At 54.4% G+C, this 14,586-nt stretch carries 13 protein-coding genes; 7 read left to right on the forward strand and 6 right to left on the reverse strand.

Annotation, left to right across the window (positions count from 1 at the left end; translation table 11 throughout):
• The first annotated feature begins 10 nt into the window (after window positions 1-10).
• The 3 genes from mreC (at window position 11) to G6R38_RS20955 (ending at window position 3,826) form a co-directional block, all read left to right on the forward strand.
• Window positions 11-970, forward strand: a complete 960-nt coding sequence (gene mreC / locus G6R38_RS20945) for a rod shape-determining protein MreC (protein WP_166830736.1) — start codon at window positions 11-13, stop codon at window positions 968-970.
• Window positions 971-1,066: 96 nt separating this feature from the next.
• On the forward strand, window positions 1,067-1,579 hold the full coding sequence (mreD, locus tag G6R38_RS20950; protein ID WP_166830737.1) for a rod shape-determining protein MreD: 513 nt from the start codon (window positions 1,067-1,069) through the stop codon (window positions 1,577-1,579).
• Between the two features lie 75 nt (window positions 1,580-1,654).
• Window positions 1,655-3,826, forward strand: a complete 2,172-nt coding sequence (locus tag G6R38_RS20955) for a peptidoglycan D,D-transpeptidase FtsI family protein (RefSeq protein WP_166830738.1) — start codon at window positions 1,655-1,657, stop codon at window positions 3,824-3,826.
• Between the two features lie 28 nt (window positions 3,827-3,854).
• Here the strand turns inward: G6R38_RS20955 and G6R38_RS20960 are convergent, their stop codons facing one another.
• From G6R38_RS20960 to G6R38_RS20970, 3 genes are all read right to left on the reverse strand, one after another.
• Entirely contained in the window at window positions 3,855-4,259 is a 405-nt protein-coding gene (locus G6R38_RS20960) for a hypothetical protein (RefSeq protein ID WP_206028658.1), read from the reverse strand.
• Between the two features lie 217 nt (window positions 4,260-4,476).
• The gene (locus G6R38_RS20965) at window positions 4,477-5,361 is read right to left on the reverse strand and encodes an alpha/beta hydrolase (RefSeq protein ID WP_166830740.1); all 885 of its coding nucleotides are present in this window, start codon (window positions 5,359-5,361) and stop codon (window positions 4,477-4,479) included.
• A 123-nt stretch (window positions 5,362-5,484) separates the two neighbouring features.
• Entirely contained in the window at window positions 5,485-7,101 is a 1,617-nt protein-coding gene (locus tag G6R38_RS20970; RefSeq protein WP_166830741.1) for a DUF4153 domain-containing protein, read from the reverse strand.
• A gap of 324 nt (window positions 7,102-7,425) precedes the next feature.
• Here G6R38_RS20970 and G6R38_RS20975 point away from each other — a divergent pair, with 324 nt between their 5' ends.
• Together G6R38_RS20975 and G6R38_RS20980 are read left to right on the forward strand one after the other, a co-directional pair.
• Window positions 7,426-8,403 carry a DUF1559 domain-containing protein gene (locus G6R38_RS20975; RefSeq protein ID WP_166830742.1) on the forward strand — a complete coding sequence of 326 codons (978 nt, stop codon included), beginning with the start codon at window positions 7,426-7,428 and terminating at the stop codon, window positions 8,401-8,403.
• A 112-nt stretch (window positions 8,404-8,515) separates the two neighbouring features.
• Entirely contained in the window at window positions 8,516-8,965 is a 450-nt protein-coding gene (locus G6R38_RS20980) for a DUF4198 domain-containing protein (protein WP_166830743.1), read from the forward strand.
• A 109-nt stretch (window positions 8,966-9,074) separates the two neighbouring features.
• Here the strand turns inward: G6R38_RS20980 and G6R38_RS20985 are convergent, their stop codons facing one another.
• Together G6R38_RS20985 and G6R38_RS20990 are read right to left on the reverse strand one after the other, a co-directional pair.
• Window positions 9,075-10,607, reverse strand: a complete 1,533-nt coding sequence (locus tag G6R38_RS20985; protein ID WP_166830744.1) for an HTTM domain-containing protein — start codon at window positions 10,605-10,607, stop codon at window positions 9,075-9,077.
• Between the two features lie 96 nt (window positions 10,608-10,703).
• A complete protein-coding gene (locus G6R38_RS20990) occupies window positions 10,704-11,354 on the reverse strand; it encodes a hypothetical protein (protein ID WP_166830745.1) in 651 nt (216 codons plus the stop codon).
• 419 nt (window positions 11,355-11,773) lie between these two features.
• Between G6R38_RS20990 and G6R38_RS20995 the strand changes: the two genes are divergently transcribed.
• Together G6R38_RS20995 and G6R38_RS21000 are read left to right on the forward strand one after the other, a co-directional pair.
• Window positions 11,774-12,712, forward strand: a complete 939-nt coding sequence (locus tag G6R38_RS20995) for a sugar phosphate isomerase/epimerase family protein (RefSeq protein WP_240928320.1) — start codon at window positions 11,774-11,776, stop codon at window positions 12,710-12,712.
• Window positions 12,713-12,845: 133 nt separating this feature from the next.
• Window positions 12,846-13,985, forward strand: a complete 1,140-nt coding sequence (locus tag G6R38_RS21000) for a dienelactone hydrolase family protein (protein ID WP_166830747.1) — start codon at window positions 12,846-12,848, stop codon at window positions 13,983-13,985.
• On the opposite strand, the gene G6R38_RS21005 is transcribed toward G6R38_RS21000, so the two are convergent.
• Window positions 13,982-14,509: a hypothetical protein gene (locus G6R38_RS21005; protein ID WP_166830748.1), complete on the reverse strand. Its 528-nt coding sequence runs from the start codon at window positions 14,507-14,509 to the stop codon at window positions 13,982-13,984. The two genes, G6R38_RS21000 and G6R38_RS21005, sit on opposite strands and share 4 nt — an antisense overlap.
• Window positions 14,510-14,586 lie beyond the last annotated feature (77 nt).

The raw sequence follows: 14,586 nt of genomic DNA on the forward strand, positions 1-14,586 counted from the left end.
GACGCAACCGATGAAAACGGAACTGCGAATCGTCGTGCTGCTTTCGCTCGTGGCGGTGGGGTTGTTGGCTGCTCCGAAACGGTGGGGGCAAACGCTCAAGCAATCCACGTACGATGCCCTGGAGCCGGGATTGCAAGTTTCCCATTCCACGCGGGATACGGTCAGTCAATGGATTGAGAATTGGCAACGACCGGCTGGAGTCGATCCACGAGTCGAGCAACTCGCCACCGAGGTGCGTCATTGGCAAGAACAAAGCCGACGTTGGCAAGCCGAAGCTGCCCAACTCCAAGAGCAGTTGACGCTCACACAGACACAAGGTGTCGCACCCTGGCCCGTCGCAAGTTCGGAACCGCTGTTCGTACCGGAGATGATCTCCGCGAATGTGCTCAGCCGGGAATCCGGATCGTTGTGGAAGTCGGCCACGCTGATTGATCTCGGCCGCAGTCACGGACTGATCGGCGATGAATTGGTCTTGGCGGACGAGTCCACGGTGATCGATCAAGGAACCGATGCAGGTTTGTCGGTGGGACGGTCGGTGTTCGCCGGTCGATGTGTCGTTGGTCGATTGCTGGAAGTCGGAAGTTCCGTCAGCGTCGTGCAACTGGTCACTGACGAGAAATACCGAGGGCTTGCAAGAATCGTGCGTCGCACCACGGATGGATTTGTCTACGGTGCCGAAGGCATTCTCGCTGGCACCGGAGGCGAAACGTGCATTTTGGAGCATGTGCCCGCGACCGAACCGGTCAGCGTGGGTGATGAAATTTTCTCCGCCAACCCCGATGAAACTGGCGGACATCCGATGTATTACGGGACGATTGTGGAGGCCGAGTTGTCAGCCGATCGTCAAACGTGGGCGATTCAGATTCAACCTGGATTTTCGCCCGGTTCTGCCTCGCAAGTGACGGTTCTGCGGGAAAAACCCAATCCCCTCCGCACCGCATCCGCCGAGCAACCCAAAGCGAACCGTTGACCCCAGCGTTCGTTTCGACCCGAAACCCAATACCACGGTGAGACCCGCCGACGACACCGAAGACGAGTTCCTCTCAATCGAAGCGGTGACATAGAGATGCAGCATCTCGGATTTTTACTCCTCATTTACACAGCCTTGGTTTGCCAAGTGACGGGAGTTTTGACCGGTCCCGTCGGACCGCATTACCTCGTCTTGGCTGTCGTGACTGCCGGGCTGACGTTACGCGGATGGTCGGCGTATGTCTGGGCAGCGATCGCGGGGTTACTGAGTGATGGCTTGATCGGTGGTCCGCTGGGAGTCGATATGCTGGTGGGCGTCTGGACGGTTTTCGGAATTCGTCGCTGGTTGGCAAGTCATTCCCAACGTGGCGAATCCGCTGGCATGACAGCCACCGTTAGCGTGGCAGCCGTGGCGATCTTCGCAGCATTGTTCTTTTCGCAAACCGCCCGATTACTCATCACCGGTCAGCAATCCGATCATGCCCAAGTTGTGCTTGCAGTCGCTGCGACGGGATTCTGCACTTTGGCCGTGGTGTTGATTTTCCTATGCGTGCAAGCATTTGTCCGCCGATTGGCCGTCCAACCCCTACCCCACGAAATCAATCTGTAAGCGATTCCACGTTGCCGATGAAGCCCCCACGGGATCACGCTCCGCGACTCCCGCTTTCGACAGACATCACCACCGATGCTCAACCAACCCCGAAGTCTGTTCGACGATGCAACCGATTCCATCACCGAATCGGGATGGCAAGTCGATAGCCGTCCGATCGGCCGACTCTGCTGGTTATTCGTGGGGTTCTCGGTTCCGATCTTGCTGATCGTTGTTCGTCTTGCGTACCTACAATTTGCCATCGGCTCAGATTTCGCCGCCCCTTATGCACAGACGACCGAAACCTTCGAAGACATCCCCACATCCGATGGACGGATTCTCACTCAGGACGGTCAAGTTCTTGCCGAAGACACCTTCGAGCTGAGCTTGCATATTCACTATCGCTGGCTGGAAGAACCTCCGAACGATGCGTGGTTGCGACAACAGGCGTTGGACCGATTAGATCGACTCGCCCGACGTGATCCGGTTCTCGTTCAACAAGCCAAGCAACAAGTCCAAGCGGATCGCGAAACGCTATGGCGGCGAATAGCCGAAGAAACCGGCACGCCAATCGATGAACTCAGTCAACGACGACAAGCCATCCAACAACGGGTCGAACGCATCGCGACCCATGTGAGAGAAAATCACGAACGAAAACTCAAAGCTCAGCAAACTCCGTTGGAAACTGCTCCCCAATCGGAATGGTGGGAACGGATTTGGCAGCGAATTCTAGATGAACTGACCAACGCCCCATCGCGAGAGCGTCGCGGTCCGATCGTGATTCGTGAGGAGTTGGACTATCACCCGCTGTTGGAATCGATCTCGTTACACACGGCGGCAAAGTTTGAATCGGCCCCGGACCAATTTCCCGGTCTGCTCGTACGACGGACTTCCTCACGAGTGTATCGAGACAGTTCGTTGGCTCCGCATGTGATCGGCGTGCGAACCCAAATCCAGGGAGACGAAATCCGAGCCCGTAAACAGCAATTTCCCGATGGCGACCCCTTGGCCTATCGGGAAGAAAACCGCGTCGGTCGCAGCGGAATCGAACGGCATCGCGAGCTCGTCTTGCATGGAATGCCCGGCCAAAAACGAATCGTCAAGAACCGACAAGGCGAGATCATCACGACCGAAGTCGTCCGGCATCCGCGACCAGGTCAAGATGTCACTCTGACCTTACACGCACCACTCCAACGACAGTTACAGTCCCTCCTTGCGAGGACATTGGCAGCCAGAACCGGCGAAAACGCCGACCCCGCAGCCGGAGCTGCGATTGTTGTGATGGATGTCCGCACCGGAGCCGTCGTGGCGGCGGTGTCTGCTCCCGATTACGACTTGAACGATCTCATCACCCCCACGGTCGACCGTTGGCAGGAACTATCATCCGACCCACGACGCCCATTCTTCAACCGTGTGACCCAAATGGCTATTGCCCCCGGTTCGGTCTTCAAAACATTGACCTCAATTGCCCTACTTGAGAGTGGGCAAATCGACCCTGATGCTCCGTTCTATTGTCGAGGATTTTTAGATAGTCCACAGAGTCATCGCTGTTATATCTATCGCCATTACGGTGTCGGCCATCAACACATTGGTTTGGCAGACGCGATCGCACAGTCTTGCAACGTCTACTTCTTTCACGGAGCCCGCGTCATCGGTGCCGAGCCAATCGTTGGCTGGGCCGACCGTTTCGGATTCGGCCGTCCGACCGGAATCGACCTCCCAAGCGAAGCAGCCGGACACGTGCCCTCACCGACCGATGAAGGAGCATGGTACAACGGTGACACGTTAGGGCTGGCGATCGGGCAAAGTCGCTTGGCGGTCACGCCACTGCAAATCACTCGCATGATGGCAGCGGTCGCGAATGATGGTCATCTCGTCACGCCGCATTTTGTGCAGCGAATCGGCGGACAGTTCACCAGCGGAAACACGTTATCGGAACCGATTCCCGGTCTCACGCCCGACACACTCGAACGCATCCGCGAGGGTCTGGAACGTGTCGTCGCTCACCCGGGTGGCACGGGATACAAAGCGGTCCGATCAAAGCTCGTTCAAATCGCTGGAAAGACGGGAACAGCGGAAGTCGGTGGCAAAGAAGACCACGCCTGGTTTGCCGGCTACGCCCCTGCAACTAGTCCTCGGTATGCGTTGACTGTCATTCTGGAACACGCTGGAAGCGGCGGAACCGCAGCCGGTCCGGTGGCTAAACAAACGGTGGAATCCCTAGTGCAACTTGGCCTGATCAACCAGAAAAGTAGCACTACAAACTAGCCATACACACGAACGACACATTCGCGATCTATTCACGATCCTGCATTAGTGATCGGTACTCTTCCTCTGAAATGCTATCAGTCAGATACCGATAGGAAAGAATATAGCGTTGAATGCGGATGGTATCCCGGTCGATAATATCGGGACGCAATAATGTTCGTTCAAGACTAGAGTTGTCGCGAAGATCCGAGAGCTTCACTTCCCGAGCAATCGGATTCGGTTTGCAGGCGATGACATACTCGGCGTAGGACTGATCCGACTCATGTGTCACAAGCGACAAGGCTTCTACAATTTCTTCGCGAAAGCCTTCGGCGCGGATATCGTCCAAAGTCACCGACGTATCTTCCACCACATCGTGCAACACCGCTACGATCTGAGCCGCCTCACCTTCCACACCCATCATGACACGAAGCGGATGCAGAATGTATGGCACACCACTTTTATCCTTCGTTCCCGAATGCGCTTTCGCAGCGATCTCAATTGCCTTCTCGATCGTAGCCACAACAAAACCCTTATGTCGACATGAACCATTCTGCAAACCAGCAAATTGCTAGATTCCGTTTTCGAGTCTCCAGACTAGACCAAAACGAGCTTTGGTCTAGTCGATCTCACCGCTCGCGCGATCAATACCGCTAAGACGACTAAAATAGCTACTTCTTCAGCCGATCAATCAAGTAGGTTGTCGAATTCGAATATTTCTCATGTTCTTGACCGGGGTGAACGAGCACCACATCTACACCCACTTCTTCGAGGCGTTCCGCGAGTTTGACGCCCATGATTCCCGAGTGTGTGGGATCTTTCGGAGACGCACCAACGACCGGAACTTCCCCACGATAGAATAGTGCGATCGGCGGATCGTCTTTGGAGACGTGCTCAATCGGCGAGTACTCTTGAATCCAAGGCAGAACTTTTTCTCGGTTCTCGATCAAACTATTGATATTCGGTAAACCGAATGCGTGTGCACCATAGCGATAGTTGGGCATCCATTCACGGAGTTCTTTTGGATCGAGAGACACCTGGGCTCCGTTGACGGCCGCGCAATAGAGGCGAGTCGACTCACGGGCGATGGGATCATCACTGTCTGGGTCGGCCAAGTCATCATGAAATGCTAGCCAAAGAGATGAACACGCCCCGGCCGACCCGCCAGTCGCCCCAATGCGTTTTTTATCCAAGTTCCATTCGCTAGCTTTTGATCGCACGAATTGTAATGCACGGGCCGCGTCCTCTAACGGAGCTTTTACCGGCGGAATGACTTTGTCTTGGACGGCATTTTGAACATAGCGATAGTTGATCGCCACCACAGAAATCCCGTTCTGCAAAAACGCCTTCGGATTCGTCTTCTTATCACCTCCTCGCCAACCACCGCCGTGAATGTAAAAAACCACGGGCGTCGGTTGATCGGATTTCGCTGGATAGAAATCTAACACTTGCCGAGGGTGGGTCCCGTATGGCACATCCTTGAGAGTCTTCAGTTCCTCGGCAAAACTTTGAGTTGCCAATGTCACAAGTAACAGCGTTGCTAGTATCGACTTCATCAGTAGTTCCATCGTGGCAAGTGGTTCAGGAGAGAGACACGGAGTCACTGGTCCAACACTCAGATTATGCAGCGACGGCGTTGGGATTCCTAGTCACTCCCGACGAACCCCATTCCGTGCCGACTACCACCATTGCATTGTGTAGTAGTGGAAACGATGAAGAGCGGCATTCCTAAGCGGTTGATCGAGGAAAGGTTCCCATAGCGGTTTTGTTTCTTGCAAACGTGCAGCGAGACACACTTTGGCACCTTGACAAGCGGTCCAATGCTGCGGACGTGATGATGCTGTTCTTGAGGACCGATAACCGAATGACGTCTCAGCTGCCTGCGCATACATCGCGCGAACGCCATCTCGGATAATCGCATCATCGCAGTTCAAGAGTGGTGCAATGGCACAAAGCCCGCTGGCATCCAGAGGGTGTTCGCTGATTTGCACCGCCGGTGCCGGATGCCCCGCGAGCACCCATCGGGAATTGGCCGTGTGAACTAACATATCGACCGGCAATACAAGGTACAGCCAAATGAAGAAACACACCGTCCAGAGTTGTCGTCTTAATAGCCAAAGGAAACTGGCATTCTGGGTCACTTTTCGCAAGACCAGCAAAAACCCGACAATCACGGAACAGATGCCAAGCACGCCGACAACTCGCATTCGCGTCATGCCATTGAATTGGATGTAGATCCCAAGTCGGTTGAAGACGGCCATCGCGAGCAAACCATTCTCCACAGACCACACCCACCCCCATTTCCGTAGATTCGGGCAGCGAGGATCCTGCAAGACGGGTCCACGAAAAACCATGGAGAGAACAACCGTTGCTAGGGCCAACGCGAATGTCAACCAAGCCGCTCCTTGATGAGCATAGCCGGAGTAGTAAAAACCATCTGGGAATTCGCGGAACCACAACGTCCGGAACTCAAAGACGAGATACAACGCAAAGAGGATGATGACCGCCACCAATGTATTGCGGTACGCCGTATAGAGTTGGTTTACCGACTGGTCCGTGCTTTCAGACGATTCTTGCTCCGTCGGTTCGAGCGAATCTACGACCGGTAACGTGAACGGAAGTGGCCGCCAAAGCCCGACCGTGAACCAAGCAACAGTGCCCCACCAAACCACTTGTAATGGCTTCGGAAGAAAACTCGAGAAGGAATCTCCAAACCACTCGACGAATCGGGAGAGGTTGCCTCCGACCAGTTCCGCCAAATCGGGATTCGCCATCACGAAGATCGCGCCAAACACAAGGACGGCCATCGCCGGCAACGCAACACCGAGTCCCCCAGATCGCGAGACCCCCAATTTCGGCTGACCGAGTCTGGCCCCGTATTGAATCAGTCCAAGCAAACCGGCGGGCAATATCTGCACAAGATACTGAAAGAACTGGGCAAAGAACGGGAGTCGCCCTGCGAGGGTCATTCCAACAACAACCACTAACGCGAATCCCGCAAGCAACAAACCGACCGATCCCAACCACGCCAGGCGAATGGCGGCGACGAGCAACATGGTCGTTGCCACGATGAAATCCAGTCCGAACCGTGGTCTCGGTGAGCCAACCGCTAGCAGCACTGGAAACGCCGCCAACAACACCGCCACCCCGAAATACCCATGGCCGTGATAGACCGTCGCATCGGCAATCGCCACCGTGACCAACAAAGTCAGCACTTCTCGCACACGGACGGGAGCAGCATTCCACCACGGTGTGATGCCGGCACTTCGGGTCCGTTCAGCTTCCAAGTCGGCCATGCTCTCTCCTTCGGCGTGTCAATGTGAATTCATTTCAGCCTATCAACTCCAACCGATCGAAACTTTTTCTTGATACCGAAATCACGCGAACCCTCAGCCTAATTTCAGGGCATCACTGCCCGTAAAGTCATCACTGCAAGTATGTTCGGGCATGTCTGAGATTGCTAATGAAGATTTTTAGGGGCCTGCAAGTCCCTACCACCGCCTGTCTTAAGAAACTTTTGCCTTGTTCAGAGGCCACACTTGTGTACATTGAGGGAATTGGCATCGGTATTGCTTTATGTCTGAGTGAACTCTCTTTGACTCTATTCTTATGGAAGTCCTATGCAACGTTCGCAGCACGTCCCTCGACGCGGATTTACGCTCATTGAATTGTTGGTGGTCATTGCGATCATCGCGATTTTGATCGCCTTGCTTCTCCCTGCGGTTCAACAAGCCCGGGAAGCGGCTCGTCGAACTCAATGCCGGAACAACCTGAAACAACTCGGGATCGCTCTGCACAACTACCACGACACCGCCCGCAAGTTCCCGCCAGCTGGTGTGGGATACGGCTGGTGTACCGGGGCTGGCGACGATTATATCACGAATGCGAACGGGCTTTCATTTTTGTTGCCCTACATCGAGCAAAACAATTTGGCTGAGAGTATCGATAGCCTGCATGCCCACCAAGGATTTGAAGGCGGCGGTTGCTGCAGTTACTCCGGTAACACCAACGGGACACTTGCGGGAGACCCAGCCGTCAACGCACAAGCCATGACGACCTTAATCGACGCCCTGCTATGCCCGTCCGATCCCGGCCGTACCCACCTCGGAACGGGCTACCACTACGGCGTGACCGTAAGCCCCGGTGGAGCCAAGACTTGTTACGATTTCATTTCATCTCGTAGCATCCTTGGCAACTGCAATTACTGGAAGAACGCCGGAGCAAGCCGCTACATGTTTGGTCATAACAGCACGACACGCGTGGCAGACGTGACGGACGGAACAACCAACACCCTGATGGTCGGCGAAACGACGTTGGAAGTTGCCAATGGTGAGCCCAACCCCTGGGGATACCGGGGTTGGGTGCAATCGGGTGTTGATCCGAACGGCGGACTCAACGTCTGGGACATTCCCACCAGCACCGGACGACCACAGCTCGGAAACCTGAATAGCTGGGGTCAAGCCGGAAGTCTCCATCCCGGCGGATGCCACTTCGCAATGGGTGACGGTTCGGTGCGATTCATCTCCGAGAACGTCAGCAACACCACCCTGGTCCAGTTGGCCCGCATGGGTGACGGGACGGTTGTTGAACTTCCATAAGTTCTGTGCCAGTTCTGATTCTTGTTCTGATCTCAATCCCCCCGAATCCACGGCTTTCGTGGATCATCGGGGGACCTGCATTTCATCCATCTTTCGAGGACCCATTCCAACCATGAAACCTGTGTCCTGGCTTGTGTTATTTTCCGGTTTGGCCCTCACTTTGGGTTGTGGTGGCTCGGGTGACGAAGGCCCGGAAGTCCTTCCCGTCACCGGAATCGTGACGTTAAACTCCGAACCTCTTGCCGACGCCGACATCAAGTTGTTCCCCATCGGCGACACCCCAGGTGTTGGTGGATTTGCCCGAACGGACGCGGAAGGAAAATTCGAACTTCAATACAACCGAGGTGGACAGGGAGCACCGGCCGGTGAATACCGAGTCCAAGTCAGCCGACGAATGATGCCGGACGGCTCCCCGGTTCCAGCCGATGATGACACGCCACCAATTGAATCTCCAGCTACCGAAACTCTTCCGAGGATGTATAGCGATCCGAACAACAGTCAACTCACGACGACCGTCACGGAATCCGAAACACCAATCACACTGGAATTAACCACCAAATAGCCCCGCTGACGACACGTAAGACGTTAAAAAAGACATCGCCCAACGTCCTGGGCGATGTCTCATAATCACACAACCGCATTCCAATCCGTTTCGGCTTCGAGGTACCGATTCAACGCCCGGTCATGACGACGGCAGGTCCATCGACAATTCGGAGTGGTCGCCGAGCCATCTCTTGGCCCCCGGTACTCAGAACCACTTCGTAGTTCCCCGGAGCATAAGCCAGCTGAACCGGGAACAAGAAGTGAGCCCGAAACCGCTCGCGTTCCATCGTGACGTGAATCCGCTCAATCGCATGACCGAACTCATCCTCGAGCGTACAGGTCAATGCTAAATCACCGTGTGGTGGAATGAAGTTGGCTTGGGCGATCAGTGCTTCGCCATGTCGAAACTCCCGTTTTTGAGCCAGCAAATGCTCTCCCACCATTTGTCCGCCCAAGTCGAATGAGTACACCTTGTCGGTCGGGCGAATCGCTTCGCTGGGAGCGAGCATATGCCGAACAACCTGAGGATCCAATTCCGCAAGTTGTTTGGGTCCATCGGGGCCCCGTTTCTGATACGGATCCAGCCAGTGCTCGAGGAGAAGCCCGAACGAAGCCAGCACAATCAACGTGCCCACCCAAGCGGTGCGACCTTGCCAAACTCGTTGAGCAACTTCTTCAGCCGACAACGCCCAGGTCGGCTGGGCAACCGATCGCTTCGCCAGCAATCCCAATCGACGCCGAACACGCCGAAACCAAGCCGCCATTCGACGAACATCGGTTTCGCTGAGGAAGCTGAGATAGACTGTAATGCACACTAAAGGAAAGACGTGCAAGCCGAGTAAGAAGTACGTCATCGCATGGAAGATGACGCCCAACCCGATCATCACGACGCGGCCAAACCCTCGCCAAGACAGAAAGAGAAACGTCGCTTCCCAAGTAATCGAGACGTAAGCGGAGATGATCACCAGCAACGGAAACTCGGCCAACCAATCACCCAGCGGATGCTGATGATTGATGTAAGTTCGCATCCACTGAATCATTTGATCGCCGCTGAAAAACGCGGGCGTGTGGATTTTTGTTGCCGCAGCACCGAAGTAGACAATCCCAATCATCAGCTGAATCAAACGACGAGGCCAAACTGCCGAACGGGGCTGATCCAATCCTTCGATTCCCGGACAATTGGAACGACGACGGCGTTTCAGCCACGCATCCACCGACCAAACCGCCCCACATTGCGAGAAACTCAGCAACAACAGAACGTGCGTCGCCACGACGGAGTATTTTGTGATCGTGCTGATCGAGTCACAAAGATTGAGGTACGTGAACAAGATGGTCGCCGTGATCAACGACGCTCGCGTGCACCAACCGATCGCCGCCGTCAGGAACGAGATGATCATCGTCGAGTGCATCAACACCACGACCGCTCCCGGCATAATTGGGAGCATCCCGTAATGACTGTAGGAATCCCAAAGCGGAGCCGGTGCTCCGTCCAGCGAGTAAAGTTCCCGAGCGTGCGGCCAACGCGGCAACAACGGGACCATCAGCACCAACGGCATCACGATCCGAATCAATGCCAAGCTGAACGGCACTTCTTCGGCGTAGAAGAAGTCGTTGATACGATCGCGGAGCTTCGGTTTCTTTTCAGGAGGTTCATACTTCATAGCTTGGGCATCCTGCATCAAGCGAGAGTCATTGGAGGGAGAATCTACGTTCGCGTGTCACTGGAATCACCAGTGCTTGCATCCCGAAACAATTTCCTACTGCCGAAGTGAGAAGTCCCATGGGGCCGATGTCGACATCGGAGCCGGCTCCGTCACTGTGTAGTTGGAGGGCGAAACCAAGAACGACCGATCCTTCTGGAAGTCTTGTCGCAGCTTCGGATTGGACGACATCACCAACGCGTGCTGACGGTTAAGCCAGTTCGCGTTCTGCGTAAGCACCGTGCCTTGAGGATCGAAGGCAAACCGCAAATTATAGTAACTGTAGCGTTCTTTGGGTTCTTCGAAGTGTCGCTGCCAAATCGGCTCGGGCATGTTGTACTTCTTGGCCCACAACTCCTCGACCACAAAAATCCGCGTGATCGGCTCATGCTCGGTGTGCTTTAAGACATTTTGAGCAATCGTGTAGCAATGATGATGCCACGGATCGTAGTCCTCACGTGGCAAATCGCCATACGGATGGTACTGCCCCCACGGAGTCGGTGTGACCGCGTAATAGGCTCCGCTTTCGCCTTCCGCCACGATATGCGTGCGGGCCGACCAAGCGGACCAACCGCAGAACATATCCCACACCACATAGTACATCGCCGGATGCACCGAAGTACCGACGCCCAATGTGTGTGAGACAATCCCCCACCCCAAACACGAGAGGTAAGCGAAAATCGTGAAATGACAGAGCCAACGCTTCATCAGAGGCACCCTCCATGGTGGATAATCATTGGACACACTTCGGCGAATGATGTCGCAAGCAGCGACAACACAGCGAGTTATGTCAACACACCCTCTCAAGCAAAGCCTTGAAACGGCTCTGCTCATTCTTGCCCCCGGCTTCCAGCCCAGGACCACTTGAGAGAAATCCGAGCGAATTCTCAAGATTTCCGAAAATCCGTCAAGACCGATCTCCAATTCTGGACATTCTTGTCGAATATCCGAAGTTCTCACAAATATAATTGTGGAAAGTCGGCATGTCTTGGACATCTAGTCCGGCAAAGCCAACCGCCTCGCTGGCAACTGCGAAACGGTCTCGACAGAATGGAGGAGAACCGCCGCTCAATGCGAAACCCGTGACACGGACTTGTTCGAAACTCCCGCGACCGAGGAAACCATTTGTGAACCGAAGATCATTTCTCAGAACCGCCACCGCGGCTTGTCTTTCGACCCCGCTTGTGAATCTCCCCGTATCCCTCGCAGCCGACGCCCCCGCCACGACAAAACGCGATCAGCGTTTCGCGATTTCCACGTATTCGTTCTGGCAATTCCGGCACCAGGAACTTCGCGACATTGAGGAATGCATCGAGCGTTCCGCAGCGATGGGGTTTGATGGCGTAGAAATTCTTCATCGCCAGATGACGGATGAATCCAATGCCTATCTGCAGCGACTCAAGCGGCGCGCATTCGTAAACGCGATTGATCTATGCGGTTTCTCCACGCATCAAGGTTTTCTCCGGCCCGAACCGGAATACCGAACACGAAACGTCGAGCATACGATCCGTTGTATTGAGCTGTGCTACAAACTCGGCATCCCCACAATGCGAGTCAACACTGGCACATGGGGAACGAGCAAGAACTTTGACGACCTGATGAAGAATCGCGGGATCGAGCCACCCATTGAAGGCTATACCGACGAAGACGGATTCAAATGGGTAATCGATGGTTTAGAACGCTGTCTCAAGACGGCCGAACGTTGCGGTGTGGTTCTCGGACTGGAAAATCATTGGGGACTTGGCCGCACTCCCGAGGGCGTCATGAAAGTTGTTAATGCGATTGATTCCCCGTGGTTGCAAGTCACCATGGACACCGGCAACTTCTTAGAAGATCCCTACGATCGTCTAGTAAAACTCGCACCGAAGACGGTCCTCGTTCAGGCCAAGACCTACTTCGGCGGCGGACTCTGGTACGAGTTAGACCTCGACTATCGCCGCATCGCTAAAATGCTAAAGCAACACAACTATCAAGGTTATGTTTCACTCGAGTTCGAAGGCAAAGAGAACCCTCTCACGGGAATTCCTAAAAGCCTAAAAGCTCTCCAACTCGCATTTAACACTTGACCTTCACTCAAGCTCTATAGTTTGACAGACTCGCATCTTGTTATCCTAGACGAGTCTCCCTCAATAAACTGACACCTTCACTGCCAGCGTCTCTCCGTAACTTTCCAACCGAATTCGTCCGAGTATCGAAGTCATGACACGAATCTTAGTAACCCTACTTTCGATAGTCACGCTCACCCAAACATCGAATGCACAGAACCGCATTCAACCGGAGTTGTTTGAAGTCCCCGAAATCCAGTCAACATGGGACGACTTAACCGAAGGCATCGAGTCACGAGAGGACTGGGAGAAACGCCAGAGTCAACTCAAGCAACGTTATCTCGACTTGATTCGCGACCAATTCAAACCAGAAAAGCCCCCCCTTGACCTGGAGATTCACGAAGATGTTGAGGTGGAAGGCATCTACCGCAGACAACTCATTAGCTACGCGGTGGAATCTGATGAACGAGCCCATGCCTATCTAGGCATTCCTTTGAACGTCAAAGCGAAAGCACCGGCAATCGTCGCCTTGCATGGCACTTACGCGATGGGCAAGAAGCGGGTCGCGGGGCTCGTTGACAACCCTGACAAGGCGTATCTCGATCACCTGTGCCGTCGCGGCTATGTTGTCATCGCGCCAGAACATTTTGTTTCAGGACATCGCACGCCATCTAAGGGTGCATACGAAACGGAAGAGTTTCATAAGAAGCACCCGAACTGGACAGCCGTCGGAAAGTTCACTTACGAACATTCAATCGCGATTGATGTTCTTGAGACACTTGATTTTGTCGACCATAAGAACATTGGAGTGCTAGGCCATTCACTAGGCGGACACGGGTCGATTTTCCTAGCAGCCTATGATAACCGCATCAAAGCGGCGGCTTGCAATTGCGGTGCGTCATTCTTTCGACATAACCCTAAAGTCCTCGCTTGGTCTCGCGATCGTTGGTATATCTATTTCAAGCCCATCCGCGAAGGCCTCCTCAAACAAGAGATGCCACCGATTGATTTCCATGAGATCATTGCCCTAATAGCCCCCCGGGCGTTTCTTGACTTATCTGGACTTAATGACGGGCACGGCCCAACGCAACGCCAACGAGTTTTGATGTTAACAAAGATCATGGAAGTCTATGAACTCGAAGAAGCCCCCGAAAACTTTGCATTCTATGTTCACGGCCGGGGCCACTCCGTCGCCCACGAATCTCGTCAACTCATGTACGGTTGGATGGACACCCACTTGAAACCGGAAGAAGCCACCAAAACGCGACTTCTGCAAACACAAACGGAAGACTAACCTGTCCTAGCCGACACGTTCGATGTTTCTTTGCGACTGAGGCGTCGTCGGATCAACACACACCACCATGCGAAAACGCCGAGTGCAATTGCGATCCAGCCACCTGGGCCGAAGACGACTGTGGCATTGAAGACGAGAAAACCAAAGATGGATTGGGTGAGAATGTTGAGCCAACGGCGTTTCGGATAGGTGGTGGGGTCGGTTCGCCACCAGGCGATGCAATCAAGAATCCATGCGAAGGTGAAAGCGTAGTTGATCCAAAGTCCCCCGCCCCAATGCCAACCGGTGACGGTCGCGGTTTGGTTGGCGGTGTGTTCGTAGGCCGCGGCGTGGCTCCAGTTGTGATAGAACATGAACGCACACGCGACATGAACCAAATACCAGCCGCAACCGATCGTCCACAACCCGCGTTTCCATCGTGCGGCAGATTCGGATTGGCAACCTGCGATGTCCAACGTCACGCGGCCGATGTAACACGCCATCGCAATGCGAACGGTCCAGCGAGTAAGAAGTTCGCCGATCATGCTGACCGACTCGCTTTGTCCGTTACCGGATGACTTGCGAATTGTGGAAGAGTTGCCATGATATCCGGCGTTGACCC

The organism is Thalassoroseus pseudoceratinae, assembly GCF_011634775.1.
Classification (GTDB): Bacteria; Planctomycetota; Planctomycetia; order Planctomycetales; family Planctomycetaceae; genus Thalassoroseus; species Thalassoroseus pseudoceratinae.

Excerpts from the sequence above, each read along its gene's own strand:
- mreD (WP_166830737.1), top strand. The coding sequence starts at position 1,067 with ATGCAGCATCTCGGATTTTTACTCCTCATTTACACAGCCTTGGTTTGC.
- G6R38_RS20970 (WP_166830741.1), bottom strand. The coding sequence starts at position 7,101 with ATGGCCGACTTGGAAGCTGAACGGACCCGAAGTGCCGGCATCACACCG.
- G6R38_RS20975 (WP_166830742.1), top strand. The coding sequence starts at position 7,426 with ATGCAACGTTCGCAGCACGTCCCTCGACGCGGATTTACGCTCATTGAA.
- G6R38_RS20965 (WP_166830740.1), bottom strand. The coding sequence starts at position 5,361 with ATGAAGTCGATACTAGCAACGCTGTTACTTGTGACATTGGCAACTCAA.
- G6R38_RS21000 (WP_166830747.1), top strand. The coding sequence starts at position 12,846 with ATGACACGAATCTTAGTAACCCTACTTTCGATAGTCACGCTCACCCAA.
- G6R38_RS20955 (WP_166830738.1), top strand. The coding sequence starts at position 1,655 with ATGCTCAACCAACCCCGAAGTCTGTTCGACGATGCAACCGATTCCATC.
- mreC (WP_166830736.1), top strand. The coding sequence starts at position 11 with ATGAAAACGGAACTGCGAATCGTCGTGCTGCTTTCGCTCGTGGCGGTG.
- G6R38_RS21005 (WP_166830748.1), bottom strand. The coding sequence starts at position 14,509 with ATGATCGGCGAACTTCTTACTCGCTGGACCGTTCGCATTGCGATGGCG.
- G6R38_RS20990 (WP_166830745.1), bottom strand. The coding sequence starts at position 11,354 with ATGAAGCGTTGGCTCTGTCATTTCACGATTTTCGCTTACCTCTCGTGT.
- G6R38_RS20985 (WP_166830744.1), bottom strand. The coding sequence starts at position 10,607 with ATGAAGTATGAACCTCCTGAAAAGAAACCGAAGCTCCGCGATCGTATC.
- G6R38_RS20980 (WP_166830743.1), top strand. The coding sequence starts at position 8,516 with ATGAAACCTGTGTCCTGGCTTGTGTTATTTTCCGGTTTGGCCCTCACT.